The 26,950-nt window shown below is 71.2% G+C and carries 23 protein-coding genes and 1 tRNA gene; 12 read left to right on the top strand and 12 right to left on the bottom strand.

Going from position 1 to position 26,950, the window contains the following annotated elements:
- Positions 1-14: 14 nt before the first annotated feature.
- A complete protein-coding gene (locus NH2_RS13225) occupies positions 15-521 on the top strand; it encodes a nuclear transport factor 2 family protein (RefSeq protein WP_067653590.1) in 507 nt (168 codons plus the stop codon).
- Here NH2_RS13225 and NH2_RS13220 read toward each other — a convergent pair.
- On the bottom strand, positions 518-2,161 hold the full coding sequence (locus tag NH2_RS13220) for a peptide chain release factor 3 (protein WP_157103752.1): 1,644 nt from the start codon (positions 2,159-2,161) through the stop codon (positions 518-520). The two genes, NH2_RS13225 and NH2_RS13220, sit on opposite strands and share 4 nt — an antisense overlap.
- Before the next feature lie 274 nt (positions 2,162-2,435).
- Here NH2_RS13220 and NH2_RS13215 point away from each other — a divergent pair, with 274 nt between their 5' ends.
- Together NH2_RS13215 and pth are read left to right on the top strand one after the other, a co-directional pair.
- A complete protein-coding gene (locus tag NH2_RS13215; RefSeq protein ID WP_067653136.1) occupies positions 2,436-3,068 on the top strand; it encodes a 50S ribosomal protein L25/general stress protein Ctc in 633 nt (210 codons plus the stop codon).
- A 9-nt stretch (positions 3,069-3,077) separates the two neighbouring features.
- On the top strand, positions 3,078-3,659 hold the full coding sequence (gene pth / locus NH2_RS13210; RefSeq protein ID WP_067653134.1) for an aminoacyl-tRNA hydrolase: 582 nt from the start codon (positions 3,078-3,080) through the stop codon (positions 3,657-3,659).
- 87 nt (positions 3,660-3,746) lie between these two features.
- On the opposite strand, the gene NH2_RS13205 is transcribed toward pth, so the two are convergent.
- The gene (locus NH2_RS13205) at positions 3,747-4,166 is read right to left on the bottom strand and encodes a DUF2000 domain-containing protein (protein WP_067653132.1); all 420 of its coding nucleotides are present in this window, start codon (positions 4,164-4,166) and stop codon (positions 3,747-3,749) included.
- A gap of 50 nt (positions 4,167-4,216) precedes the next feature.
- Between NH2_RS13205 and NH2_RS13200 the strand changes: the two genes are divergently transcribed.
- Positions 4,217-5,041: a helix-turn-helix domain-containing protein gene (locus NH2_RS13200; protein WP_067653131.1), complete on the top strand. Its 825-nt coding sequence runs from the start codon at positions 4,217-4,219 to the stop codon at positions 5,039-5,041.
- Here NH2_RS13200 and NH2_RS13195 read toward each other — a convergent pair.
- The 3 genes from NH2_RS13195 to NH2_RS13185 all read right to left on the bottom strand — a co-directional run bounded on the left by NH2_RS13195 (position 5,038) and on the right by NH2_RS13185 (position 8,906).
- On the bottom strand, positions 5,038-6,684 hold the full coding sequence (locus NH2_RS13195; protein ID WP_067653129.1) for a fatty acyl-AMP ligase: 1,647 nt from the start codon (positions 6,682-6,684) through the stop codon (positions 5,038-5,040). The genes NH2_RS13200 and NH2_RS13195 overlap by 4 nt on opposite strands.
- A 98-nt stretch (positions 6,685-6,782) precedes the next feature.
- On the bottom strand, positions 6,783-7,700 hold the full coding sequence (locus NH2_RS13190) for a ribonuclease Z (RefSeq protein WP_067653127.1): 918 nt from the start codon (positions 7,698-7,700) through the stop codon (positions 6,783-6,785).
- The gene (locus NH2_RS13185) at positions 7,701-8,906 is read right to left on the bottom strand and encodes an aminotransferase class V-fold PLP-dependent enzyme (protein ID WP_067653125.1); all 1,206 of its coding nucleotides are present in this window, start codon (positions 8,904-8,906) and stop codon (positions 7,701-7,703) included.
- A gap of 226 nt (positions 8,907-9,132) precedes the next feature.
- Between NH2_RS13185 and egtA the strand changes: the two genes are divergently transcribed.
- From egtA to egtD, 4 genes are read left to right on the top strand one after another with little or no spacing between them, the layout of a single operon-like run.
- Positions 9,133-10,425, top strand: a complete 1,293-nt coding sequence (gene egtA / locus NH2_RS13180; RefSeq protein WP_084505509.1) for an ergothioneine biosynthesis glutamate--cysteine ligase EgtA — start codon at positions 9,133-9,135, stop codon at positions 10,423-10,425.
- Positions 10,422-11,759, top strand: a complete 1,338-nt coding sequence (gene egtB, locus NH2_RS13175) for an ergothioneine biosynthesis protein EgtB (RefSeq protein WP_067653123.1) — start codon at positions 10,422-10,424, stop codon at positions 11,757-11,759. Before egtA ends, egtB begins: the two co-directional genes overlap by 4 nt.
- Before the next feature lie 40 nt (positions 11,760-11,799).
- Entirely contained in the window at positions 11,800-12,804 is a 1,005-nt protein-coding gene (locus NH2_RS13170; RefSeq protein WP_067653121.1) for a class II glutamine amidotransferase domain-containing protein, read from the top strand.
- Positions 12,801-13,790, top strand: a complete 990-nt coding sequence (gene egtD / locus NH2_RS13165) for an L-histidine N(alpha)-methyltransferase (protein WP_067653119.1) — start codon at positions 12,801-12,803, stop codon at positions 13,788-13,790. Before NH2_RS13170 ends, egtD begins: the two co-directional genes overlap by 4 nt.
- A 116-nt stretch (positions 13,791-13,906) precedes the next feature.
- Here egtD and NH2_RS13160 read toward each other — a convergent pair whose 3' ends face one another.
- From NH2_RS13160 to NH2_RS13140, 5 genes are all read right to left on the bottom strand, one after another.
- A complete protein-coding gene (locus NH2_RS13160) occupies positions 13,907-14,554 on the bottom strand; it encodes a DUF2461 domain-containing protein (protein ID WP_067653116.1) in 648 nt (215 codons plus the stop codon).
- Positions 14,555-14,574: 20 nt separating this feature from the next.
- Positions 14,575-14,877 (bottom strand): hypothetical protein, encoded by a 303-nt coding sequence (locus NH2_RS13155; protein WP_157103751.1) that lies wholly within the window; start codon positions 14,875-14,877, stop codon positions 14,575-14,577.
- 1,330 nt (positions 14,878-16,207) lie between these two features.
- Positions 16,208-17,188, bottom strand: coding sequence for a ribose-phosphate diphosphokinase (locus NH2_RS13150; RefSeq protein ID WP_067653112.1), 981 nt, complete (start codon positions 17,186-17,188; stop codon positions 16,208-16,210).
- Positions 17,185-18,675, bottom strand: a complete 1,491-nt coding sequence (gene glmU, locus NH2_RS13145; protein WP_067653110.1) for a bifunctional UDP-N-acetylglucosamine diphosphorylase/glucosamine-1-phosphate N-acetyltransferase GlmU — start codon at positions 18,673-18,675, stop codon at positions 17,185-17,187. The genes NH2_RS13150 and glmU overlap by 4 nt, the downstream gene beginning before the upstream one ends.
- A 68-nt stretch (positions 18,676-18,743) precedes the next feature.
- A tRNA-Gln gene (locus NH2_RS13140) sits at positions 18,744-18,814 on the bottom strand.
- A gap of 215 nt (positions 18,815-19,029) precedes the next feature.
- Here NH2_RS13140 and NH2_RS13135 point away from each other — a divergent pair.
- From NH2_RS13135 to NH2_RS13120, 4 genes are all read left to right on the top strand, one after another.
- The gene (locus NH2_RS13135; protein WP_084505508.1) at positions 19,030-19,695 is read left to right on the top strand and encodes a TetR/AcrR family transcriptional regulator; all 666 of its coding nucleotides are present in this window, start codon (positions 19,030-19,032) and stop codon (positions 19,693-19,695) included.
- Between the two features lie 168 nt (positions 19,696-19,863).
- The gene (locus tag NH2_RS13130) at positions 19,864-20,511 is read left to right on the top strand and encodes a TetR family transcriptional regulator (protein WP_067653106.1); all 648 of its coding nucleotides are present in this window, start codon (positions 19,864-19,866) and stop codon (positions 20,509-20,511) included.
- Between the two features lie 207 nt (positions 20,512-20,718).
- A complete protein-coding gene (mfd, locus tag NH2_RS13125) occupies positions 20,719-24,336 on the top strand; it encodes a transcription-repair coupling factor (RefSeq protein WP_067653104.1) in 3,618 nt (1,205 codons plus the stop codon).
- 29 nt (positions 24,337-24,365) lie between these two features.
- Positions 24,366-24,992, top strand: a complete 627-nt coding sequence (locus NH2_RS13120; protein WP_084505540.1) for a nucleoside triphosphate pyrophosphohydrolase — start codon at positions 24,366-24,368, stop codon at positions 24,990-24,992.
- Between the two features lie 51 nt (positions 24,993-25,043).
- Here NH2_RS13120 and NH2_RS28155 read toward each other — a convergent pair whose 3' ends face one another.
- Together NH2_RS28155 and NH2_RS13115 are read right to left on the bottom strand one after the other, a co-directional pair.
- Positions 25,044-25,673: an RloB family protein gene (locus tag NH2_RS28155; RefSeq protein ID WP_245650572.1), complete on the bottom strand. Its 630-nt coding sequence runs from the start codon at positions 25,671-25,673 to the stop codon at positions 25,044-25,046.
- Positions 25,660-26,913, bottom strand: a complete 1,254-nt coding sequence (locus tag NH2_RS13115) for an AAA family ATPase (protein ID WP_084505507.1) — start codon at positions 26,911-26,913, stop codon at positions 25,660-25,662. The genes NH2_RS28155 and NH2_RS13115 overlap by 14 nt, the downstream gene beginning before the upstream one ends.
- Positions 26,914-26,950: the final 37 nt, after the last annotated feature.

The following is a 26,950-nucleotide window of genomic DNA, read 5'->3' as shown; positions in this document are numbered from 1 at the left end:
CCACGGACCGCGGCGTGGCCGACGACATCGCCGCGATCGAGCGGCTCAAGTTCCGCTACCTGCGCACGCTCGACACCAAGGAGTGGGACGAGTTCGCCGACACCCTGATCCCGGAGGCCACCGCCACCTACAGCGAGTACCTGCAGTTCGAATCCCGCGAGGCGTTCCTGGCCTTCCTGCGCAATACCCTCGGCCCGCACGTCGTCACCGAGCACCGCTGCGACCACCCGGAGATCGACGTGGACGGCGAGACCGCCACCGGCACCTGGTATCTCGCCGACACCGTGCTCATCCCGGCGCACAATATGCTGCTGCGCGGCGCCGCCTTCTACACCGACCGCTACCAGCGCTGCGCCGACGGCCGCTGGCGCATCGCGCACACCGGCTACGAGCGCACCTACGAGGTGGTGCTCTCGCTCAGCGACCTGCCCAGCCTGCGGCTGACCTCCAGCCGCTGGGGGCTGCTCGCCCGCGAGGACGGCATCGCCCCGCTGCAGCGCGACCCCGGCGGCACCCCTTAATCAGCGGCGGCGACCAGCGGCTCCAGCGTGAGCCCCTTGTGCTCCTTCTCGATGTACTGCAACCGCCACTTGTCGCTGAAGAGCGCGAGTACGGCGCCGTCGCTGCGGGTGAAGACCTCGACCCCGCGCTGCCGATCCAGCTCCTCGGCGGAGGCGGCGTCGGTGCGCCGCGCGATGGAGTAGCCGAGGAAGTCGAGCTTGGTCTCCACGCCGAACTCGCCGAGCATCCGCGCGGTGACCACCTCGAACTGCATGGGCCCGACGGCGGCGAGCACGGGCGAGGCATCGCCGCGCGCGTCGTTGCGCAGCACCTGCACCACGCCCTCGGAATCGAGCTGGTCCATGGCCTTGCGGAACTGCTTGTACTTGCCCGCGCTCTCCGCGCGCAGCACCGCGAAGTGCTCCGGCGCGAACGACGGGATGGGCGGGAACTCCACCTTCCGGTCCACGAAGAGCGTGTGCCCCGGCGCCAGCGCGGTGGCGTTCACCAGGCCCACCACATCGCCGGGGTAGGCGGTGTCGACGGTGGTGCGCTCCCGGCCGAAGACGGTGAGCGCGTACTTGGTGGCGAACGGCCGCCCGGTCTGCGCGTGCGTCACCACCATGCCGCGCTCGAACTCGCCGGAGACGATGCGCATGAAGGCCAGCCGGTCGCGGTGCGCGGTGTCCATCCCGGCCTGCACCTTGAAGACGACGGCGCTGAACGGGTCGGTGGTCTCGCGCGGCGTGCCCGTGACGTCGGCCCGCGCGCGCGGCGGCGGCGCCAGCTCGATCAGGGTCTCCAGCAGCTGCCTGACACCGAAGTTCAGCATGGCGGAGGCGTAGATCACCGGCGAGGTCTGCCCGGCCAGGAAGAGCTCCTGGTCGTGGTCCTGCCCGGTGGCGGAGAGCAGCTCGCTCTCCTCGGCGGCGGTGCTCCAGGCCTCGCCCTCGCGCTCGGCCGCGGTATCCGGGTCGATCGACTCCTCCGGCGCGATGGTGGCGCCGCCCGCGGTGCGGGTGAAGTGGATGTACTCGGCGGCGGCGCCATCGGCGCCGCGGCGCAGCAGCCCGCGGAAGTCGCCCGCGATGCCGACCGGGAGGAAGAGCGGGGTCGGGGTGAGCCCGATCCGCTCGTCGATCTCGTCCAGCAGCTCCAGCGGGGCGCGGCCGGGGCGATCCCACTTGTTGATCACGGTGATCACCGGGATGCCGCGATGCCGACAGACCTGGAAGAGCTTGAGCGTCTGCGGCTCCAGCCCCTTGGCGGCGTCGATCAGCATGACCGCGGCGTCCACCGCGGTGAGCACGCGGTAGGTGTCCTCGGAGAAGTCGGAGTGGCCGGGGGTGTCGACCAGGTTGATCACATTGTCGATCTCGGAGCCCGCGGTGCGGTAGTTGAACTGCAGCGCGGTGGAGCTGACCGAGATGCCGCGGGCCTTCTCCATCTCCATCCAGTCCGAGACGGTGGACTTGCGCCCGGCCTTGCCGTGGATCGCGCCCGCCTCGGAGATCACGCGCGCGTGCAGCGCGAGCGCCTCGGTCAGGGTCGACTTGCCCGCGTCCGGGTGCGAGATCACCGCGAAGGTGCGCCTGCGGGCGACCTCCGCCTGCAGCCCGCGCGGGACGGAGACGACGGCGCCGTCGGGGGAGGCGGTCACGGTGATTCGACCTTTCGGGGAGGGGATCGGCAACCGGTCCAGCGTACGTGATTGCGGTGTGACCTCCCGATTCCAAGGGTGCTGTCCAGGTGGGGTATGGTGGTCGGGTTGTCTCGGCGAGGGTGACCGCCCACCGTGCGTGCACCGTGATCGACGCGGCTCGGCCTTCCGGCCGTCCGGTCGTTTCCATTCGCCCGACGAGCAGACCATCGCGCAGGACGTCCCGCGCGTAGCCCGTGTCCAGCCCCGGAAGAGCCGTAGGAGTATTCCAGTCATGTCCGACGTCAACGTCCTCGAGGCCGTAGTACGCACCGAGTTCGGTAAGGGCGCAGCCCGTCGCACCCGCCGTGCGGGCAATGTTCCGGCCGTGCTGTACGGCCATCAGTCGGATCCCAAGCACCTGGCCGTGAACGCCAAGGAGTTCGCCGCGATCCTGCGGCAGCACGGCACCAACGCCGTGCTGAACCTGATGATCGACGGGACGCCGCAGCTCGCGCTGACCAAGTCCGTTGTCGTGCACCCGATCCGCCGCTACATCGAGCACGCCGACCTGCTGATCGTCAAGCGCGGCGAGAAGGTCACCGCCGACGTGAACATCGTCGTCACCGGCGAGGCCGCGGCTGGCACCCTGGTCACCCAGGACGCCACCACCGTTTCCATCGAGTCCGACGCGCTGAACATCCCCGAGTCCATCGAGGTCTCGGTCGAGGGCGCCGAAGAGGGCACCCAGATCACCGCCGCCGACCTGTCGCTGCCCAAGGGCGTCGAGCTGGCCGTCGATCCGGAGACCCTGATCGTCAATGTCATCACCGCGCCGGTCGAGGAGCCCGAAGAAGACACCGCCGAGGCCGCCGAATCCGCCGCGGGCGACGAGGCCGCCGAGGCCGACGCCGAGAGCGCCGAGTAACACCGGGTCGTGTCCGAACCCGCCGCCGGACCGGCGCTGGTCGCCGGTCTCGGCAACCCCGGGCCCGAGTACGAGCGGACCCGGCACAATGTGGGCTTCCTGGTCGCCGACGTGCTCGCCGAGCGCGTCGGCGGCCGGTTCGCCGTGCACAAGAAGTCCGGCGCCGATCTGCTGCAGGCCCGGCTGGACGGGCGGCAGGTGCTGGTCGCGAAGCCGCGCTCGTTCATGAACGTCTCCGGGCGGCCGGTCGCCGCGCTCGCCCGCTTCTTCTCGGTGCCGCCCACCGAGGTCGTGGTGGTGCACGACGAGCTGGATCTCCCGTTCGGCGTCGTCCGGGTCAAGCGCGGCGGTGGCGAGGGCGGCCACAACGGGCTGCGCAGCGTCTCGTCGGCGCTCACCACCAAGGAGTACCTGCGGGTGCGGGTCGGCATCGGCCGCCCACCGGGCAGGCAGGATCCGGCCGATTTCGTGCTGAAGCCGTTCGCGGCGCCGGAGCGCAAGGAGGTCCCGGTCATCGTCGAGCAGGCCGCCGACGCCGTCGAGCTGCTGCTCCGGGTCGGGCTGGAAGCCGCGCAGAACCAGCTGCACTGAGGGGCCATGGCTCGAACGCACAGCGCGCCGCCGCGCACCGGCTCGCGCCCGCGGCGGGCTCACCCCCGAGCGGTCGAAGGATCCTGATCACGGGTGCATCCGCGCGCCCTTCAGCACCTTGTCCACCGCGTTCTTCCCGGCGTGCAGCGCCACCCCGACCAGGTCCAGCTTCTCGGTGGGCACCGCACGCACCGCGGCCCGGTTGTCGGCGTCGTTGCCGGTGGTGAAGAGGTCGGCGGTGAAGATCGAGAGCGGGATGCCACGGCCGAGCGCGCGGCCGTGCGCGGCGCGCAGGACGTCGGCCGAGCCCGCGTAGACCAGCACCGGCCGGCCGAGCATCGGCAGGTAGCCGACGCCGTCGGCGTCCTCGTAGGGCGCGCCGACGAGCTGCGGCCCCGCCGCGGTGATGCCGCTGACCAGGAATGCGCAGACATTCAGGCGCTGCCAGCCCGCGAGGTCGTCCCGGAGCAGCACGGCGATCTTGGTGTCGAAGCGAACGGTCTCCATGGCTCCGAGCGTGCCCGCCGCACCCGGCCCCGGTCTTGTACGTTCTTGATGTGACGACCGCGCCGGAGATCACGGCATGGCGGCCGCGCGTCGGCGGTATCGATGAGGTATTCCACGCGCGGTTCACCGACCACGCCTACCCGCCGCACACGCACGAGGCGTGGACCCTGCTCATCGTCGACGCCGGCGCCATCCGCTACCAGCTGGACCGGCACGAGCACGGCTCGCACACCGACGCCGTCACCCTGCTGCCGCCGCAGGTGCCGCACGACGGCCGCTCCGCGGTAGCCGCCGGATTCCGCAAACGGGTGCTCTACCTGGCCCCCGACACCCTGACCGGCATCGGCCGCGCCGCCGACAACCCGACCCTGCGCGACGCCGCGCTCCGCGACCGGCTGCACCGCCTGCACGGCGTGCTCGCGCTGCCCGGCGAGGAGCTGGAGGCGCAGAGCCGCCTCGCCTTCGTGCTGGAACGGGTGCGCGGGCACCTCGACGGCGTCGAGCCGTCCCGCGCGGCCGCCGCCCCCGGCCTCGCGCACGCCCTGCGCGACCTGCTCGACGCCGACGTGGTCGCCGGGCTGACCCTGGAGGAAGCGGGCCGCGCCCTGCACGCCGACCCGGCGCACCTGGTGCGCGCCTTCTCCCGCGAGTTCGGCATCGCCCCGCACCGCTACCTCGTCGGCCGCCGCGTCGACCGCGCCCGCCGCCTGCTGCTCGCCGGGCAGCGCGCCGCCGACGTCGCCGCGGCCAGCGGCTTCTACGACCAGGCGCACCTGAACCGGCACTTCACCCGCATGCTCGGCACCACGCCCGCGCGCTACGCCGGCAAGCCGCGCCGGCTCGCCGGCACGGTCGCGCGCTGCGCCGGTCCCTAATCCAGGTGCGCCGCGGTGGCGGCGCGGCGCAACTTCCCGGACGAGGTCTTGGGCAGCGCCCCGGGCCCGAGCACGGTGACCGAGCGCGGTCGCACCCCGACCTCGGAGAAGACCGCGTGCACCACCTCGCGCTCGATCCGCTTCACCCGCTCCTGGTCCTCGTGCTCGTTGCTCTCCACCACCACCGCGAAGCTCTCCCGCTTCTGCCCGGCATCCAGCCGGACAGCGACGGCATTGCCCGGCCGCACCCCGGCCACCCGGCCTGCGGCGCGCTCGATATCGGTGGGGTAGATATTGCGGCCGCCCATGATGATGACGTCCTTGATCCGCCCGCAGACCACGATGAGCCCGCGCTCGGTGAAGTAGCCGATATCGCCGGTGTCCAGCCAGCCGTCGGCGTCCTGCGCCGGGCGGAAGCCGTCGACGGTGACGTAGCCCGCGGTCACCGCGGGGCCGCGCAGCTCGATGACGCCGACCGAGCGGGTCGGCAGCGGCTGCCGCTCGGCGTCCACGATCCGCCCCTCCAGCTGATCGACCAGGTAGCCGAGGGTGGGCAGGGCGCGCACCGAGCCGTGGTGCGCGCGCCGGTCGCGCACCGGGACCGCCTTGCCGATGGCCTCGAGCAGGTCGGCGTCGACCACATCGACCACCTGGCCAAGCCCGGGGTCGGGGATGGAGACGGCGAGCGTGGTCTCGGCCATGCCGTAGACCGGGGTGAGCGCGGCCGGATCGAGGCCGAAGCGCTCGCCCGCCAGTGCGAGCTGGTCCATGGTGTCCGGGTCGACGGGCTCGGCGCCGTTCCACATGTAGCGCACGCTGCTCAGGTCGTAGGCGCCGTCCTCGGCGCGGGAGAGCCGCCGCGCCAGCAGCGAGTAGGCGAAGTTGGGGGCGGCGGTGACGGTGCCGCGGTACTTGCCGATGAGCTCGGCCCAGAGCAGCGGCTTGGCCAGGAAGTCGAGCGGCGTCACGCAGACCACCTCGGCGCCGAGTTGCATGGGCACGCTGAGGAAGCCGACCATGCCCATATCGTGGAAGAGCGGCAGCCAGCTCACCATGACGTCCTGCTCCAGCTGGAACTTCACCCGGTCGAACATGGCGTAGGCATTGACGAAGAAGTTGCCGTGCGTGATCCGCACCGCCTTGGGAGACCCGGTCGAGCCGGACGTCAGTTGCTGCAGCGCGATGTCGTCCTCGCCGGTGGGCAGCGGGTCGGTGTCCGGGCCGTCGTGCAGCCGGTCGATCCGCACCACCGCGATGCCGCGCTCCAGCAGCAGCGGCTCGGCCGCCTCGAAGGGCGCGCCGAGCACCACCGCCTTCGCCTCGATCATGCGCAGCACGGTCTCGGTGTCCTGCGCCCAGACGGTCAGGTCGGTGCGCGGCGTCGGCTGGTGCAGCATGGTGATGGAGGCGCCGCGCATCCACACCGCCTGGCAGGCGGGTGCGATGTCGACCGGCATCCCGGCCAGCACGCCGACCGCGTCGCCGTGCCCGATCCCGGCCGCGGCGAGCCCGCCCGCCATCCGCCTCGCCTGCCCGTGGATCTCCCCCCAGGTCTGTCTGCGCGGCTCGTTCGGCTCGCCGGTGACCAGGCCGCGCGGACTGGCCGCGGCGGTCGCGTACATCTCCTCGGTGAACCTGCTCACGTTCCACTCCCTCGGCTCGGCCCTGCCCTGCTATCCCGCCGGAGCGGGCGGGCGTTAACCCCCGGTGGTGATTCGCCCGGAGATAGCGAGCGGACGAGTCAGCGCCGGGGTGGCAGCGGTACCCGCAGCAGGTCGTGCGCAACCACGAGCTCCCCGCCGAAGTGCCGCGCCGCCTCCCTGCGGTGCTCCTCCAGGGTGCGGTAACGCTGCGAGAAATGGGTCAGAACCAGCGTCCCGACCCCGCATTCGGCCGCCACCAGCGCCGCCTGCGCCGCGGTGAGGTGCCCGTACTCGGCGGCCAGGTGCGCGTCGGCCTCCAGGAAGGTGGCCTCGATGACCAGCATGTCCACCCCTGCGGCCAGCTCGAACACACCCGGGCAGAGCCGGGTGTCCATGACGAAGGCGAAGCTCTGCCCCGGCCGCACCTCGCTCACCTCGGCCAGCGTGACCTCCCGCTCGCCCACCCGGAGCGCGCCGGTGCGCTGGAGCTCGCCGACCTGCGGCCCGCGCACCCCGAGCGCCGCCAGCCGCTCCGGCAGCAGCCTGCGGCCGTCCGGCTCGGTGAGCCGGTAGCCGAAGGCCTGCACCGGGTGCGAGAGCGCCGCCGCTTCCAGGGTGAACGGCGCGCCGGGGGCGGGCAGCGGGCCCGCCGTCGCGATCGGGTGCTCGGTGAGCTCGACGGTCCGGCGGAAGGCGCTGGCGTCGCAGAGGTTGCGGAACCAGTGCGCGCCGGAGGCCGGGTAGTAGGCGTGCACCGGGTGCGCCACCGCGTCCAGGCTGATCCGCTGCACGATGCCGGGCAGCCCGAGGCAGTGGTCGCCGTGGAAGTGGGTGAGCGCGATCCGGGTGATGGCCGATGCCGCGACCCCGGCGTGCGTGAGCTGCCGCTGGGTGCCGTCGCCCGGGTCGAAGAGCAGCCCCTCGCCGTCCCAGCGCAGCAGGTAGCCATTGTGGTTGCGCTGCCGGGTCGGCACCTGGCTCGCGGTGCCGAGCACGACGAGTTCGCGGGCCGACATCTACAGCGCGGCCACGGCGGCGACGAATCGGTCCAGCTCGGCGTAGGAGACGAAGCAGTGCGGCGAGGCACGCACCACCGCGTCCAGCCCGCGCTCGGTCATGTCCAGCAGCGTCGAGCCGGCCCGGCTCACCGTCACGGTGATGTTCCGCTCGGCCAGCCGGTCCCGGATGGCCTCCGGGGCGACCCCCTCCTTGGTGAACGAGACGATGCCGCCGCGCGCGCCCTTCTCCCCGCCGAGATCGCGCACCGTGACCCCGGCCAGCGCGCCGAGCGCGGTGCGCAGGTGCGCCGAGCGGTCCGCGATGGCCGCGTAGACCGCCTCCGGGCCGAGCTCCAGCAGGTAGCGCACGGCCGCGCCGAGCCCGAGCCGGGCCGCGACATCGTGCTCCCAGAATTCGAAGCGCCGCGCGTCGGGGGCGAGCTCGTAGCTCTCCGGCCCGGTCCAGCCGGCGCTGTGCAGGTCGAGCCGCTGCGGCTCCATGGCGGCGACCAGCTCCGGCCGGACGTACAGGAAACCGGTGCCACGCGGCCCGCGCAGCCACTTGCGGCCGGTGGCGGAGAGCGCGTCCACCTCGAGTTCGGCCACGCGGAGGGGGAGCTGCCCGGCGGCCTGGCAGGCGTCGAGCAGTACCAGCGCGCCGCTCGCGCGGGCCAGCCGCGCGGCCTCCGCGACCGGGTTCACCACCCCGCCGTTGGTCGGCACGTACACCAGCGAGACCAGCTTGACCCGCTCGTCCAGCATCGCCTCCAGCGCCGCCAGGTCGAGCAGCCCCGACTCGTCGCTGGGAATTCGCTCCACGCGCGCGCCGGCGGCCCGCGCGCGCTGCAGGGTGGCGATGGCGTTCGCCGCGTAGTCGATGCCGCAGATCAGCACCCGGTCGCCGGGGCCGAGCGGCACCGAGTAGAAGAAGTCGGTCCATGCCCTGGTCGCGGAGTCGCTGAGCGCGATGGCGCCCGGCACCGTCCCGAGCAGCTCCGCGATCGAGCGCTTGACGGCGTCCATGTCGTCGGCCCGCTCGTTCGCCGCGCGGTACCCACCGACCTCCGCCTCGCGCCGCAGGTGCGCGATCACGGTCTCGGTGACGACCCCCGGTGGCAGCGAGGAGCCCGCGCTGTCCAGGAATACGTGACCGGAGGCCGGGTCGGAGGGGTCGAGCCCGGAGCCGAGGCCCGGGGTGTCGGCGCGGAGCCTGGCGTCGTCCATGCCGCGACCCTATCGGTAGCGGCCGAAGGAGATTCTGCCCTTTTCTTGTCGGCGGGCGCCGCTACCCTTGACGGTACGACGCGATCCGGCCCCCGTCCGCGAACCCTCGGCCCCGCTGCCCCGAGCTCGAACCAACCCGCCGACCCCGGCCCCACGCAGTGCCCGCCGGATCGAACCCCTTGCACAGCAGTACGGATACGAACAACGCACCACGGTGGAGGTTGGTATGTCGGTCACCCTCGAGCACCCGGAAATGCCCGGCCAGACGGTCGATCAGGAGGATCTGTCGTCCCGCGCGGCGGCCGAGGCGTACGTCGGCGGGGTCTGTTTCAAACTCGGTCCCCCCGCGCTGATCGGCGCCGAACTGGAGTGGCTCACCGTCCAGGGTGAGGCTTCGGCGTACTCGACGGACGCGCCCCGTCCCGCCCTGGACGATCTCGCAGGCGCACTCGGGCCGCACGCCCCGCGGTCGCTCGCCCCCGGCTCGCCGGAGCTGCCCCTGCCCGGTGGCAGCCGGATCACCGTCGAACCCGGCGGCCAGATCGAGCTCTCCAGCTCCCCCTACCCCGATGCGCGGGCGCTCTCCGCCGCACTGCGCGCCGATGCCGCCGTGCTCCGCGATCTGCTCGCCACCCGCGGTATCCGCACCGTCTCGCTCGCCGCCGACGCCTCGCGTCCGCCGCGGCGGCTCCTCGAACTCCCGCGCTACCTGGCCATGGAACGGCACTTCGCCGGGATCGGCCCGTTCGGCACGCTGATGATGTGCAATACCGCGGCCGGTCAGGTCAGCGTGGACGCGGGCGCCGATCCGGCCGAGGTGGCCGCGCGCTGGCACCTGCTGCACGTCGCGGGCCCCGCGCTGGTCGCCGCCTTTGCCTGCTCGCCGCGGCTCCGGGGCGCCCCGGGCGGGGTGTGGGCCTCACAGCGCATGCGCACCTGGCTGCGGCTCGACCACAGCCGCACCCGGCCGCCCGCCGAGCGGTGGGCCGACCCCATCGCCGGGTACGCGAGCTGGGCGCTGGACGTCCCGCTGCTCTGCGTCCGACCCTGCGGCCAGGATCCGGACGCGCCGAAGTGGACCGCACCCCCCGGCGCCACCTTCGCCGACTGGCTCTCCGGCGCACTGGACGACGAGATCGGCCGCCGCCCGGCCCGCGCCGACCTCGACTACCACCTGACCACGCTCTTCCCGCCGGTGCGCGCCTCCGGCTACCTGGAGGTCCGCTACCTGGACGCACAGCCCGGCGACACCTGGAGCACCCCGGTGCACGTCATCGAGGCCCTGCTCAGCACTCCGGCGGTGGTCGCGGAGGCCACTGCGCTGGCCGCGCCGACCGCGGGCCGCTGGCAGGAGGCGGCGCACGCCGGACTCGCCGATCCCGAGCTGCGCGCCTGCGCCGAGGCGCTGCTGCGGCTGGCCGCCGCGCACTCGGCGCAGGCGGCCGAGATCGAGTCCGCCGCCGAACGATGTCGGGCGGGGCGCACCCCGCACGACGACGACCCGGGAGTGAAGGCATGACCATCCAGTTCTCCGACAACGCGACCACCGATCGGCTGCGCGGCGAGATCGCCGAGGTGCTCACCGGCGCCCGCGCCCGCACCCTCGCGCTCACCGACTGCCTGGACGATGCCGAGCTGGCCGCGCAGCACTCCCGGCTGATGAGCCCGCTGGTGTGGGATCTCGCCCACATCGGCAACCAGGAGGAGCTCTGGCTGATCCGCGATGTCGGCGGCCGGGCCGCCGTGCGCGGCGATATCGACGAGCTCTACGACGCCTTCAAGCACGCGAGGGTCGCGCGCCCCGAGCTGCCGCTGCTCGACCCCGCGCAGGCCCGCGGCTACGTCGGCTCGGTGCGCGACGAGGTGCTCGACGTGCTCGCCCGCACCCGGCTGCACGGAAACCCGCTGGTCGAGGGGGGCTTCGCCTTCGGCATGATCGCCCAGCACGAGCAGCAGCACGACGAGACCATGCTCGCCACCCACCAGCTGCGCACCGGCCCAGCCGTGCTCGCCGCGCCGCCGCCGCCCGCCGCACGGGTCGCCGTGCGGGGCGAGGTGATCGTGCCCGCGGGCGAGTTCGTGATGGGCACCTCCACCGATCCGTGGGCGCTGGACAACGAACGTCCGGCGCATCCGGTGCACGTCCCCGGTTTCGCCATCGACGCGGCGCCGGTCACCAACGGGGAGTACCTGGCGTTCATCGCCGACGGCGGCTACGAGCGGCCGGAGCTGTGGTCGCCGCGGGGCTGGCGGCACCGCACCGAGGCCGGGCTGGTGGCGCCGCAGTTCTGGGAGCGCGACGGCGCGGGTACCTGGTGGCGCCGCGCCTTCGGCACCCCGACCCCGCTGCGGCCGCGGCAGCCCGTGGTGCACGTCTGCTTCTTCGAGGCCGAGGCGTACGCGAGCTGGGCGGGCAAGCGGCTGCCCACCGAGGCCGAGTGGGAGAAGGCGGCGCGCTTCGACCCGGAGACCGAAACGACCCGTCGCTACCCGTGGGGCGATGCCGACCCCGGCACCGCGCAGGCCAACCTCGGTCAGCGGCACCTGGAGCCCGCCGATGTCGGCGCCTACCCGGCCGGCGCCTCGTCCGCCGGGGTACACCAGCTGATCGGGGACGTCTGGGAGTGGACATCGTCCGGGTTCGAGCCGTACCCCGGGTTCCGCGCCTTCCCGTACGCCGAGTACTCCGACGTCTTCTTCGGCGGCGACTACCGAGTGCTGCGCGGTGGCTCCTTCGGCACCGACCCGGTCGCCTGCCGCGGCACCTTCCGGAACTGGGATCACCCCATCCGCAGGCAGATCTTCTCCGGCTTCCGGCTGGCGCGCGACCTGCGCGCCGGCGAGGGCCGGTGATCGGGCCGGAGCGGGCCACGCCTCTCCCCGGGCGGCGCTGATGTGCCGCCACCTGGGATACGTGGGCCCCGCCGTGCCCGTCGGCACCGTGCTGACCAGGGGTTCGCACTCGCTGCGGACCCAGGCCTGGGCGCCGCGGGATATGCGCGGCGGGGGGACCATCAACGCGGATGGGTTCGGGGTGGCGTGGTGGCGGGAGGGTCCCGCCGCCGATGCGGCCGCGCCGGGGTCGGGAGGCAACGCGCTCGATTCAGCAGCGGCTGCCGGGCGCTCGCCGGTGTTCGGTGCGACGGACGGCGCCTCGCGCGCGCCGGGTGGGCCGGTCGCGGCGCCCGGTCCGGCGGGTGCGGTCGCGCCGGGGGAGCCCCCTGCCGATCGGCGACCCCGGCCGGAGCCGGTGGTGGCCCGCTACCGGAATGCCGCGCCGATCTGGACCGACCCCGCGGTGGACGAGGTGCTTTCGCAGCTCGACTCCACCGCGGTCCTCGCGGCCGTGCGCTCGGCGACGGTCGGCACGCCGATCGAGCGAACGGCGTGCGCCCCGTTCACCGACGGCCGCTCGGCCTTCAGCCACAACGGCGTCATCCCGGAGTGGCGACTCGCGCTCTCCGCCGTCCTCGCCGACCTGGATATCGCCGCCACCACGGCGGGCGCCACCCGTCGCTTCCAGACCATCGACCTGCTCGATGCCGAGGCCCCCACCGATTCCGCCGCGCTCTGGATCCTGCTCCGCGGCCTGCTCGGCGCCCTCGCCCCCGGCGAGAGCCCGGCCACCGCCCTGCGCGACCTCACGGCCGCGGTGCTCAGGCACTCGCCGAAATCCCGGCTCACCCTGCTGCTCGGCGATGGCGAGCGGCTCTGGGCCACCACCGTGCACCACGGCATCTCCGCCCTGGTCACCGCCGAATCGGCGGTGCTCGCCTCGGAGCCCTACGACGACGACCCCGGCTGGCAGCCGATCGCCGACCACATGCTGGTGACCGCCGCCCCCGGCGACCTCACCGTCCAGCCCCTGCTCGAGCCCAAGGAAGGCGCCCCGCGATGACCGCACCGACGCTGGAGATCCATCTGTCCGACGCCGACCTCACCGCCGCGCTGCGCGCCGACGCAACCACCGGCCTCACCTCGACGCCGAAAACCCTGCCCCCCAAGTGGTTCTACGACGCCCGCGGCAGCGAGCTCTTCGAGCGGATCACCGCGCTGCCCGAGTACTACCCGACCCGCACCGAGCGCGCCCTGCTCGAGCGCGTGGTCGACGAGATCGCCACCGCCGCCGAGGCCGAGGTGCTCGTCGAACTCGGCGCGGGCTCCGCGGCCAAGACCCGCCTGCTGCTCACCGCCGCCCGCGCCGCCGGACCCCTGAAAACCTATGTGCCGCAGGATGTCTCCGCCGCGGCGCTGCGGGAGTCCACCCGCGAGATCGCCGCCGAGTTCCCCGACCTCGCGGTGCACGGCGTGGTCAGCGACTTCACCGACACCCTGCACAACCTGCCCGGCGGCGGCAGGCGCATGGTGGTCTTCCTCGGCGGCACCATCGGCAATCTGGTCCCCGCCGAGCGCGCCGCATTCCTGGCGAGCATTCACGACGTGCTGGAGCCGGGGGAGCGGCTGCTCCTCGGTGCCGGTCTGGTCATCGACCCCGCCGTGCTCGTCCCCGCCTACGACGATGCCGCCGGGGTCACCGCCGAGTTCAACCGCAATGTCCTGCACGTGCTGAACACCCGCCTCGCCGCCGATTTCCACCCGGAGAAGTTCGAGCACGTCGCGCTCTGGGACGCGGAGCGGGAGTGGATCGAAATGCGCCTCGCGGCGACCGAGGACATGACCGTGCGGCTCCGCGAACTGGACCTCGAGGTGCGGTTCGCCCGCGGCGAGCAGCTGCGCACCGAGATCTCCGCCAAGTTCCGCCTCGACGGCCTGCGCGCCGAACTCTCGGCAGCCGGGTTCGACACCGAACACACCTGGACCGACCCCGACGACCGCTTCTGTGTTGTTTTGGCCGAGCGGAGCTCGGCGGGATTCGCGCCCTGATGGCTCGCATCCGAGCGGGCGAGACTTGCGCCTGCGGCGCGTGCGCTTCGCCCGCTCGGATGCGAGCCGGCGCGAATCGGGGCTCGTAAGACTCGCCCCTGCCGGGCTGGGTGGGGTCAGCGGTCGCCCGTGCCGCCGACTACGGCGGAGAGCCAGTCGACCAGGGGGCGCACGGCCTCCCAGGCGGCTCTGACCTCGTCGGCGGTGCGCGGCGTCGCCAGCCACTCCGGGGCGCCGAACTCCCTGCCCGCGGTGATCGATTTGTGCCGCAGCAGGTCGATGCGCGGGTGGTCGGCCTCGAAACCCTTCGGCTTGGTCTTGAGCTTCTCGCCGCCGATGGTGAACCCCGCGGCGGCGGTCGCCGCCAGGATCTTCCCCAGCTCTGTGCCGCGCACCTCGTCCTCGACGGTGCTCCGCAGCTGCGCCAGCTGCGCGGGCGTGCCCTGGTAGAAACCGCCGCCGACGAAGAGCCCCGGTGCCCCCACCTGCACGTACCAGCCGACGCCCGGTGCCGTGCGCACCACCGCGCCCTGCGCCGTCTTGTAGGGCGTCTTGTCCTTGGAGAACCGCACATCCCGGTACGGGCGGAACAGCTTCGCCGGGCCGAACTCCGGCTCCAGCAGCGCGGTCAGGGCGAGCATCGGCTCGCGCACCGCGCTCTCGTACACGTGCCGGTGTGTTGCCCAGAACTGTTTGGAATTGTCGGCCTCGAGATCTTCGTAGAAATCCAGGCCGGCCAGCGGGAAACCCGAGAAACCGCGCATAGTCGCAAACTACGCCGTACTCACGGCCAATTCACACCGGGGATCACGTTGCGCCCGAACGCCAGCTGTACCGCGAGTCCGACAATCATCGCGCACCCCGCCGTGACCGCCGCCCATTTCCCGCGTTCTTCGGCGCGGGTATGGCCGGTGATTCCCAGCGCGATACCCGCGGGGCCGAAAACGACGGGTACCAGGAACAGCGCGGCGAAGGCGCAGACGAAACCGAGGATGGCGAAAAGCTGGATCTCCGTCTTCTGCCGTTCCAGGGGTTTGCCGGGCAGGTAGTTCGGGTCGTGCTGCTGCCAGTCGGTGGGGATGCGCACGGTCGCGCCCGCGTCCGGGGGGAGGGCGCCGCGGGGGATGCGCACCGTTTCGCCCGCGCCCTGGTCCAGCCAGTTGCGCTGCGGTGGTGGTTCGGTCGCGCGCGGGGCCGGGGTGCTCGGGCTGCCCAATTTCCAGCCCGTGGCCGGGGCCGGTGGCGGGGAAGGTGGGTGCGGGCGGAAGGCGCTGTGGGGGGTCGGGTCCTGGGCCGGAGGGGGTACTGCCGGGAAGCCGGTCGGTGGTCCGGCCGATCCCGGGCCAGGTACGCCGATTGCCGGCGGCGCCGCCGCAGCCGGCCTGTTCGGCACCGGTCCACCGGGGGGCGGGGGAGCCGAATTCGGGACGGGGCCCGGTCTCCCCGGCGCGGGTGGGCCGCTGAGCGGGGCCGGCGGGCCGATCGGCGCGGGCGCGGAGGATGCGCCACCGGGTACGGGGCGAGCCGGAGGTGCCGGTGGGCCGCTGGGTGCTGCCGCAGGTCGCGGGCTCCCGCCGGGCGGGGGCACGGCCGGATCGTGGCCGATGGGCCCGCCGAAGACCGAGCTCGGGATGAAAACGGTCGGCTCGGCGGGAGCGGCCGGGGGAACGTCGTCCTCGACGGCTCCCTGGGCGACCGTCGGCACCTCGGCCACATCGCCCGCGGCGAGCTCGACGGTGCCCACATCCTCGGCCGACTCCATCGGCCCTTCGGAATTCGGTGCGGCCCCGTCCGTGGGCGGCGCCGCTTCGCCGCCTGACTCCCCAGCGCCCGCAGTCGCCGCCGCATCCTCGGCGACTCCCGCGGAGCCTTTCGCCTCGTCCTCGTCCCCGGGCTTCGCAGTGCCACCGCCGGGTGGGTTATCAGCTCCAGGGGCTTCCGCGCTCGCGACCGACGCCTGCTCGTCCGCGGGCGATGTGTCGCTCGCACCCGGCTCCTCGTCCGTGGCAGCTCGCGCCGGATCAGCGGCGCTGGTGTCAGGATCGGCGGGTACCGGGCCTTCCGCCGGAGTGTGGAGCTCCGTGGCCCCCTCGGCAGGCATCGCCGGGGCATCGGCAGGCGCGTTCTCGCCGGACGCGTCGTCGGCACCCACCCCGCGCACATCCCCCGCGCCGGACGCCACCGCCTCCGGCCCACCACGAGAGCCCCCCGCACCGGCCCGGGGCGACGACCCCGGCTCCGGCTCGTGCGGTCGCCGCTCCTGCGGTGTACTCATCAACGCCTCCGTTCGGTCGATCTACCGGCGGGGTACCCACTCGCGGCGCCACTGTACGTGCGGTAGCTGAGAGCGACCTGGGGCGAAAACAGGTACGGGCCCGGGGGCGAAAGAACCCCGGGCCCGTACCAGAACGGAGATCTCACGCGTTGCCGTTGAACAACCCCGTCACCGACCCGTTCTCGAACACCTCGCGAATCGTCCTGGCCAGCAGCGGCGCGATGGAGAGCACCGTGAGCTGCGGGAACTTCTTGTCCTCGGTGATCGGCAGGGTGTTGGTCACCACCACCTCGCGCGCCCCGCAGGCGGCGAGCCGCTCGGCGGCGGGGGCGGAGAGCACGCCGTGCGTGGCGGCGATCACGACATCACCGGCCCCGGCCTCGCGCAGCACCCGCACCGCCTCGGCGATGGTGCCGCCGGTGTCGATCATGTCGTCGATCAGGATGCAGGTGCGGCCGTCGACGTCGCCGACCGGCCGGTGCGACTTGACCTGGTTCGGCACCAGCGGGTCGCGGGTCTTGTGGATGAAGGCGACCGGCGCGCCGCCGAGCGCGTCGGCCCACTTCTCGGCGACCTTCACCCGGCCCGCGTCCGGCGAGACGACGGTGACGTTCTCCAGGCTGTAGTTGGCCCGCACGTGCTCGGAGAGCTGGAAGAGCGCGTGCATGTGGTCCACCGGGCCGTCGAAGAAGCCCTGGATCTGGTCGGTGTGCAGATCGACGGTGATGATCCGGTGCGCACCGGCGGTCTTCAGCATGTCGGCGACGAGCCGGGCGGAGATGGGCTCGCGGCCGCGGTGCTTCTTGTCCTGGCGGGCGTAGGGGTAGAAGGGCAGCACCGCGGTGATCCGCTTGGCCGAGCCGCGCTTGAGCGCGTCGATCATGATCAGCTGCTCCATGAGCCACTGGTTCAGCGGGGCGGGGAAGCTCTGCAGCACGAAGGCGTCCGAGCCGCGCACCGACTCCTCGAAGCGGACGAAGATCTCGCCGTTCGCGAACTCCCGCGCGGTCTGCGGGGTGACGTGGACGTCGAGTTCCTTCGCGACCTGTTCGGCCAGCTCAGGATGGCTGCGCCCGGCGAAGAGCATGAGATTCTTCTGGTTGTCGGTCGAGAACGCGGTCACTGCTGTTCGCCATCCTTTTGCTCTGTTGCCTGACTCGCTGTGTCGCTGGCCGCGTTGGCCTCCGTCGCCGCGTGCGCCGCCGCGGTTCCCGGCCGGTAGCGCGGCACCCAGTTGTCGATATTGCGCTGCGCGCCGCCCGACACCGCGAGTGCGCCGGGCGGGACGCTCCTGCGCAGTACGGTACCCGCTGCCGTATAGGCGCCGTCACCCACGGTGATCGGCGCGACGAACATGGTGTCGCTGCCGGTGCGCACGTGCGAGCCGACCACGGTGTGGTGCTTGCGCACCCCGTCGTAGTTCACGAAGACGCTCGATGCGCCGATGTTGCTGTGCTCGCCGATGGTCGCGTCGCCGACGTAGGTGAGGTGCGGGACCTTGGAGTGATCGCCGATGGTGGCGTTCTTGGTCTCCACGAATGCGCCCAGTTTGCCCGATTCGCCCAGTACCGTTCCCGGCCGCAGGTAGGCGAAGGGCCCGACCGTCGCGCCCGCCCCGATGGTGGCGCCGGTGCCGTGCGTGCGCACCACCGACGCACCGTCGCCGACCAGCACGTCGGTGAGCGTGCAGTCCGGCCCGATCTCGGCGTCCTCGCCGATCACGGTCGAGCCGAAGAGCTGCGTGCCCGGCCGCAGCACCGCGTCCCTGCCGATCCGGACGCCCGCGTCCACCCAGGTGGTGGCCGGATCGATCACGGTGACCCCGGCGCGCATGTGCCGCTCCAGGAGGTAGCGGTTCAGGGTGCGGGTGGCGGCGGCCAGCTGCACCCGGTCGTTGACCCCGGTGACCTTGGCCTCGTCCACCAGCCGGGCGCCCTGCACGCTGTGGCCGTCCTCGCGGGCGAGCCGGAGCACGTCGGTGAGGTAGAGCTCGTGCTGGGCGTTGGCGGTGGAGAGCCGGGTGATGGTGCTGCGCAGCACCTGGGCGTCGAAGGCGTAGACGCCGGAGTTGACCTCGGTGATCGCGGCCTGCTCGGGGGTGGCGTCGGCGTGCTCGACGATCTCCAGCACCTGGCCGTCGGCGTCGCGGACGATCCGGCCGTAGCCGTTGGGGTCGTCCGGGACGAAGGTCAGCACCGTCACCGCGGGGCGCTCGGCGTAGCTGCGGTGCTCGTCCAGCAGCGCGGCCAGGGTGTGGCCGTCCAGCAGCGGGACGTCGGCGGAGGTGACGAGCAGGTCGCCGTCGAAGTCCTCCGGCACCGCGCGCAGCGCGCACTGCACCGCGTGCCCGGTGCCGAGCTGCTCCTCCTGCAGGGCGGGCAGGATCTCCCGCCCCTGCTCGGCCGCGACCGCGGCGACCGCGGCGCCGACCTGTTCGCGGTCGTGCCCGACCACGGTGATGAGGTACGCGGGGTCGATCTCGTTCGCCGCATGCAGCGCGTGCGCGAGCATGCTCCGGCCGGCCAGCGAATGCAGCACCTTGGGGGTCTTCGACCGCATTCGTGTCCCGGCGCCAGCGGCGAGAACGACGACGGCGGTCTGCTGTGGCATGGATCTCCCTCGGCTGCCTGTCATCGTGCTGGGCCAAACGCGGGGCCCACGATAGTCACATGTGCGTGCTCCGCCGCCAGGACTCGAACCTGAACTATCTGAACCAAAATCAGAGGTGCTGCCATTACACTACGGCGGATCGTCACACCGGCCGGCCGTGCCGTTTCGGCACGACCCGCCGCTGTGCCCACGGCACGGCATGAATCCTCGCATGCCGACCTCGCTTCCGTCGAACCCGCGCGGCCGCGAGGGTGTGCCCCGCCGACACGTCCCTGACGCTGTCTGGAACAGTTGGAAGTCTCGGAGGACCCGGACCCGTGAGCGCGGTACCACCACATCGCAGGAGGCGAAGCGATGCCATCGGGTGAGACCCAGCGGCCGCAACGGCCGCGCATGACGGGTACCCAGCGGCGCCAGCAGTTGATCGAGATCGGCCGCGCGCTCTTCGCCGAGCGCGGGTACGACGGCACCTCGATCGAGGAGATCGCGCTGCGCGCCCAGGTCTCGAAACCCGTGGTGTACGAGCACTTCGGCGGCAAGGAGGGGCTCTACGCGGTCGTGGTGGACCGGGAGATGTCGATGCTGCTCGACATGATCACCTCCTCGCTCACCCGCAACCGCTCGCAGGAGCGGCTGGAACAGGTGGCGCTCGCCCTGCTGACCTACATCGAGGAGCGCACCGACGGGTTCCGCATCCTGGTCCGCGACCAGCCGGCGGCAACCGCCGACGGGCGCTACTCCAGCCTGCTCAACGAGGCGGTGAACCAGGTCGCGCACATCCTCGGCAACGACTTCGGGCGGCGCGGTTTCGACACCAGCCTCGCCACCCTCTACGCTCAGGCGCTGGTCGGGATGGTCTCCACCGCCGCGACCTGGTGGCTGGACGTGCGCGAACCGTCGAAGGAAGTGGTGGCCGCGCATCTGGTGAACCTGTGCTGGAACGGTCTGAGCCACCTGGAGGCGGATCCGCGGCTGACCTCGCAGCGCCGAGCCGATGCCGGGGACGCGGTCGAGTGTTAGCTCGCGAATTGCGCGGTGTGCCCGGGCGAATGCGCGAATCGCCTGGGGCGGTGCCGCCGGGTGGTACGGTTCACGCATCCTCTCAGTGCTGTTCGGGTGGTAAGTCGGTCTACTTCGGGATGTCGGTCTACTTCAGGATGGCTGGTTTTTGGATGACAGGCGGATCTGATGGCTAGGCAAGCGCGCGCGGAGATCACCCGCGATTCCGTTCTGGCGGGCGCTGCCGATGTCTTTCTGCGCTTGGGATATGCGAACGCGAGCCTGAGCGAGATCATCGCTCAGTCGAACGTCACCAAGGGCGCACTGTACTTTCATTTCGGCTCCAAGGAAGAACTGGCCCGTGCCGTCGTCGATCAGGGCAACGAACGGCTGATCAGTTCCTGCCAGGGGTTCTTCGATTCCCGGGTCCCCGCTCTGGAAGCTTGCATCGGCATCACCTACGTGGTGGCCGACCTCTCGATGAACGACCCGATGGTCGGGGCCATGCTCAAGCTGACCCACCAGATCGGCGACTACCGCGGCGCCCAGGGCGAGAACATCACCAAGACCTGGGGCGAGACCTATCGCGTGCTGGCCGAGCGGGCCATCGCCCAGGGCGACCTGGAGCCGGAGCTGGACCCCGAGGTCATCGGGCTGCTCCTGCAGGAGATGACCGCGGGCGTGCACATCACCGCCGTCGGCACCGAGTCGATCGACCAGATGGCCATTCGCATGGAGCGCGCCTGGTACTTCCTGCTCCCGGCCATGGTCCCCGCCGAAAAACTCTCCTACTTCCGCGAGTTCGCCGCCCGCCGGTTGCGGCGCTACGTGCCGTAACTTTGGCCGCGACTTCGTCGCGGCGGGTTCGCGCCCCGAGGAGGCTCGCGTTCGGGTGGTCGAGTCTCGCGCCTTCGGCGCATGCGCTTTCGACCACCCGAACGCGAGCCGGGCGCGAACCGGGGGCTCGTAGGGCTCGCCCCGTGTGGGGGGCTTGCTCCTACCCGCGCCGGGGCGGTGTCACCCAGCACCGATAGACTTTTTTCCATGTCATCCCTCCGCCCACCCCTCGCGGGGCTGGCCGCGGCGGCCGGCGCCGATCCGGCGCTGCGCACCGTCGCCGATCTGGTCGGGAAGTCCTCGGTCGCGCTGGTCGCCCCCGGCCCGGCGCGGCCGTTCGTCGCCACCGCGGTGGCGAACGAGGAGAGCCGCCCGCTGGTGGTGGTGACGGCGACCGGGCGCGAGGCCGACGACCTCACGCTCGAGCTCACCGAGATGCTCGGCCCGAGCGTCGCGCAGTTCCCGTCCTGGGAGACGCTGCCGCACGAGCGGCTCTCGCCGGGCGCCGACACCGTCGGCCGCAGGCTCTCGGTGCTGCGCAGGCTGGCGCACCCGCAGGACGAGGTCTCCGGCCCGCCGCTGCGCGTCGTGGTGACAACGGTGCGCTCGCTCATGCAGCCGATGGCGGCCGGGCTCGGCGATATCGAGCCGGTGGTGCTGCGCATCGGCGCCGAGTTCGACTTCGACGAATTGCTCACCCGGCTGGTGGAATTCGCGTACTCGCGGGTGGACATGGTGGGCAAGCGCGGCGAGTTCGCGGTGCGCGGCGGCATCCTCGATCTCTTCCCGCCTACCGCCGACCACCCGGTGCGCGTCGAGTTCTGGGGCGACGAGGTGAGCGAGCTGCGCGCCTTCTCCGTCGCCGACCAGCGCTCGCTGCCGGAGCTCACGATCGAGACCGTGGTCGCCCCGCCCTGCCGGGAGCTGCTGCTCACCGAGGCGGTGCGCGCCCGCGCGGCCGAGGTCGCCATCGACAACGCCGCCGACGCGGCGCTGAGCGAGATGCTGGCCAAGCTCGCCGACGGCATCCCGGTGGAGGGCATGGAGGCGCTGCTCCCGGTGCTGCAGCCGGGCGTGCTGCGGCTGCTCACCGAGGTGCTGCCGGAAGGTAGCCACGTCCTGCTGTGCGACCCGGAGAAGGTGCGCACCCGCGCCGCCGACCTGGTGCGCACCGGCGAGGAGTTCCTGGAGGCATCCTGGACCGCGGCCTCCTTCGGCGGCACCGCGCCGCTCGGCGGCCACGGCCTCGACCTGGCCGCCTCCGGCTACCGCCCGCTCGACGTGATCCGGGAGAGCGCCGACCGCAACGGCCTGCCCTGGTGGACGCTGAGCCCGCTGGCCTCCGGCGACCCGGCCGAGGTGGAGCTGCCGATCACCGCGGGCACCGCAGCCCGCGGCTCGGACGAACTGGTCGCCACGCTCTTCGCGTCGCTGCGCGCGCACCTCGCCACCGGCGGCCGCGCCGTGGTGGTGGTGGCCGGGCACGGCACCGCCCAGCGCGTGCTGGAGCGGCTCGCCGATGCCGAGGTGCCCGCCGCCGCACTGGATCCCGGCGCCGAGCCGGCCGCCGACGTGGTCGGCGTGCTCTGCGGCTCGCTGCACGACGGCGTGGTCTTCGGCGGCGCCGGGCTGGTGGTGGTCGCCGAGTCCGACCTCACCGGCAATCGGGTGGCCGCGTCGGGCGAGGGCAGGCGGCTGCCCGCCAAGCGCCGCAACCAGGTGGACCCGCTGGCGCTGAGCGCGGGCGACATGGTGGTGCACGACCAGCACGGCATCGGCCGCTTCGTGGAGATGATCGAGCGCACGGTGGGCGGCGCCAGGCGCGAGTACCTGGTGATCGAGTACGCGCCGGGCAAGCGCGGCCAGCCCGGCGACCGGCTCTTCGTGCCGATGGAATCGCTGGACCAGCTCTCCCGCTACGTCGGCGGCGAGCTGCCGAGCCTCTCCAAGCTCGGCGGCTCGGACTGGGCGAACACCAAGCGCAAGGCCCGCAAGGCGGTCCGCGAGATCGCGGGCGAGCTGGTGCAGCTCTACGCCGCGCGGCAGGCCGCGCCCGGCCATGCCTTCGGCCCGGACACCCCGTGGCAGCAGGAGATGGAGGACGCCTTCGCCTTCACCGAGACCGTCGACCAGATGACCGCCATCGCCGAGGTCAAGTCGGATATGGAGAAGGCGGTCCCGATGGACCGCGTGGTCTGCGGCGACGTCGGCTACGGCAAGACCGAGATCGCGGTGCGCGCGGCGTTCAAGGCGGTGCAGGACGGCAAGCAGGTGGTGGTGCTGGTCCCGACCACGCTGCTGGCCCAGCAACACCTGCAGACCTTCGCCGAGCGGGTCGCCGGGTTCCCGGTGAACGTCAAGGGGCTCTCCCGCTTCACCGATCCGGCCGATGCCAAGGAGGTGCTACGCGGGATGGCCGACGGCGAGGTCGACATCGTGGTAGGCACGCACCGGCTGCTGCAGACCGGCGTCCGCTGGAAGGACCTCGGGCTGGTGATCGTGGACGAGGAGCAGCGCTTCGGCGTCGAGCACAAGGAGCACATCAAGGCGCTGCGCACGCACGTCGACGTGCTCACCATGTCGGCGACGCCGATCCCGCGCACCCTGGAGATGAGCCTGGCCGGCATCCGGGAGATGTCCACCATCCTGACCCCGCCGGAGGAGCGCCACCCGGTGCTCACCTACGTCGGCGGCTACAACGACAAGCAGGTCACCGCCGCCATCCGGCGCGAGCTGCTGCGCGACGGCCAGGTGTTCTACGTGCACAACCGGGTCTCCTCCATCGACAGGGCGGCCAAGCACCTGCGCGACCTGGTGCCGGAGGCGCGGATCGCGATCGCGCACGGCCAGATGAACGAGGACACCCTGGAGCGCACCGTGCAGGGGTTCTGGGAGCGCGAGTTCGACGTGCTGGTCTGCACCACCATCATCGAGACCGGGCTCGACATCTCCAATGCCAACACCCTGATCGTGGAGCGCGCCGACAACCTCGGCCTCTCCCAGCTGCACCAGCTGCGCGGCCGGGTCGGGCGCAGCCGGGAGCGCGGCTACGCCTACTTCCTGTACCCGCCGGAGAAGCCGCTCACCGAGACCGCCTACGACCGGCTCGCCACCATCGCGCAGAACTCCGACCTGGGCGCGGGCATGGCGGTCGCGATGAAGGACCTGGAGATCCGCGGCGCGGGCAATGTGCTCGGGGCGGAGCAGTCCGGGCACGTCGCCGGGGTCGGCTTCGACCTCTACGTGCGGCTGGTCGGCGAGGCGGTGGAGGCGTACCGGGCCGCCGCCGACGGCAAGCCGATCACCACCGAGGAGGTCAAGGAGGTCAGGATCGACCTCCCGGTGGACGCGCACATTCCGCCGGATTACGTCGCCAGCGACCGGCTGCGGCTGGAGGCGTACCGCAAACTCGCCGCCGCGCAGGACGATTCGACGCTCGCCGGGGTGATGGAGGAGCTGGTCGACCGGTACGGGCCGCTGCCCGTCGAGGTCGGGCGGCTGGTCTCGGTGGCGAAGCTGCGGCTGCTCGCCCGCGAGTACGGGGTGACCGAGATCGCGGTCACCGGGACCACGGTCAAGATCGCGCCGCTCACCCTGCCCGACTCCAAGCAGCTCCGGCTGAAGCGGCTGCACCCGAGCGCGAACTACCGCGCCGCCTCCGGCATCGTGCAGCTGCCCGTTCCGCGGGTCGAGGACAGCGTCGGCGCCGACCGCATGCGCGACGTGCCGCTGCTCCAGGTGATCGCGGACCTGCTGCTCGCGCTGGACGGCAAGGCGGCGGGCGCGGTGGACCTGCGGGTGCGCACCGAGGCGACCGCGCGGTGAGCGCCGACCTGGACGGCGCGGTCGAGCTCATGGACCGGCTCTGGCGGTTCGGCGGGTGGGAGACCACCCAGACGCACGATTCGCTGCGGCCGTACCTGCTGGAGGAGACCTACGAGCTGCTCGACGCCATCCAGCAGGGCGATACCGAGACCATCAAGGAGGAGCTCGGCGACCTGCTGCTGCAGGTGCTCTTCCACGCCAGGATCGCCGAGGCGGCGGGGGAGTTCACCGTCGCCGACGTGGCGGCGGTGCTGATCGCCAAGCTGGAGCACCGCAGCCCGCACCTGGGCGCGCCCGAGGCGTTCGCCGGGGTCGCCGAGCGGATAGCCGCGCAGGAGCGGGCGTGGGAGGAGCGGAAGTCCGCCGAGAAGGCGCGGCGCTCCTGCCTGGACGGGATCGCGCTCGCCCAGCCCGCGCTCGCGCTCGCCGAGAAGGTGATCGCGCGGGCCGGTCGGGCCGGGTTCCCCGGGGAGCTCGTTCCCGAGGAGCTGCGGGTGGTCCGGCTCGGGGGTGACGAGAGCGCCGAGGAGCGGTTGCGCAAGGCCACGCTCCGCTTCGCGGACACCATCCGCGCCACGGAGGATGCCGCCGAGCGCGCCCGCGGCGCGCGCCTTCCGCTTGCTGCCGAAGACTGGAACGCCTACTGGCCCAGCTGATAGCGGGTGCAGGTCGATTGAAGATGGAGTGCACACGCGAAACGCTACTGTTCAGCTCATAATCGCCTCGACCAATTTCCAGGCGCTCGTCGAAGGGTTTTTACGGTAATTGTTTCCCGTCGGATCCAGAGCCTTCGCGCGATCGATCGCGTCTTTCAGCCCCGCGCTGAAGTCTTCGAAGTTGGTGCTCGATTCAGTCCATGCCGGACGCAGCCGCCGTAGTTGCCGCTTCGCGTCTGCTGCGCTCATGAATGTGTGCGCACAGAATTCGATATGGAGTATCAGCCAAAGATCGAATGACGGGGAAGAGAACGCCAGAGACACCTCGTTGATTTCAGCTGCTCGCTCGGCATCGAATACTATTCGCGGCTGCAATTCTGTGTCTATGGCACACCAGACTTCATCGTACGGATCTCCGGAGCGTGCCGCTGTCGCCGCCCGTTTTCCTGCCTCGGACACTGCTCCTATCTGGTCCCACTTGGTCTCGTCCACCTCGAGTTGCGGTCCGCCCCGCGTGCGCATGCCGGTGAAGTAGTTTTTCTCGGTGGTGCCTTCGCAAATGATCAAGAATCTTTTTCTCGCGGTTCGGAGTTTGATTGCTTTGCTGCGATCGAGTTCGGTGTGCGAGGCGCGACGCTTGCGCGGGGTGGAGTCCGAGCGCCTCGCGCTATTCATTCGCATCGCCACCGAGGCGCGCCTGAAGTGCTGCCGCAAATATCGCGTCGTGGATAATGGGAACCGCGCCGAATCGGCCATCGAGATACCTGCGTCCAGCATCCTCGTCTACGGTGGCTTCGAATGCGGTGAGTGGATACAGGGTGGACTTTCCGCACTCGTCCTTTTCTGTGAACCAGATGTGGTCACGGGCGAGGACCTCGACACCCTGGATCCGTCCGAGGAGAGCGGAATCGTGGCTACTGAAGATCAGCTGGGCGCCGAACGGGTTAGTCTCGGCAGCGCTGAACAGGGCAATCACTTGCGCAGTCAGAAAGGTGTGCAGACTGCGGTCAAGTTCGTCGACTATCAGTACGGCGCCGGTGTCGAGTGCGCGCAGCGCATAGCGCCCGAGTTCCAACAGTTCCTTCGTTCCGAGCGACTGCTCCGCCATGCTCAGCGGATAGGTGCCGTCGTGCGAGCCCCGATGTCGGAGCTGCAGGTATCTCCGGCGCTGAGCATCGGCTGAGGAACTATGCGGGCGATTCGTTTTCACCTCGAAATTATCGTCCGATTCCTCGATAAATTCGAGCCTATCAATGCCGGTATCGGCTGCCTGTAGCAGGACCGTCAATCGATCGATATCGCCAATATTCCTCTCCAGAAAGTCTGGCCGATAGAGACCTCTGGGTAATTTGAACGTGAGATTCAAGAACCATGCGAACACCTCGCGCACTTCTTCGACCCTGAACCTGCCGACAACCGACAAGACGAGCACGTTCTGCTCTATATCCTCGGCGTATTTCCGAATCGCGGACAAGTCCGTTTCGAGTCCGTCCTCACCGTCCGGGTTGCGGTGAAATACCGTGACAGGACGCGAATCGGCCGGATGGTATCTCAACAACCATTCCTCAACGACTCTGCTGTCATCCACGGAGAATCCGTATGTGTACCTATGCTCCACAATGGCGAGATCCACCACGTATGTCGAGGGAGTTATGCGAGCACTTGGATCGAGAGCGAAGGGGTGTCGGGACACGCCCGTACCGGGCTCGCTCTCCCGGAGAGATCCGCGGACCATGTTTCGCATGTAGACCAGTGCGTCCAGGATGTTGGTCTTGCCGGAAGCATTCGCTCCGAATATTCCGGCTACAGGAACAGCGGTCCAGTCTCTGCGAGGTTCGTCCTCGGAGACCGTCGGAGTGAGTAGGAGTTGTTGCTCTTCGGCCAACGATTTGTGGTTTTCAACACGAAAACTTAGAAGCACGATTTCCAACCTCCTTCCTGTGAGATATCGAACGTGA

The organism is Nocardia harenae NBRC 108248 (assembly GCF_001612885.1).
GTDB classification, from domain to species: domain Bacteria; phylum Actinomycetota; class Actinomycetes; order Mycobacteriales; family Mycobacteriaceae; genus Nocardia; species Nocardia harenae.
The sequence above is the reverse complement of the archived record's forward strand: the minus strand, read 5'-3'. Positions and strand labels throughout refer to the sequence as shown.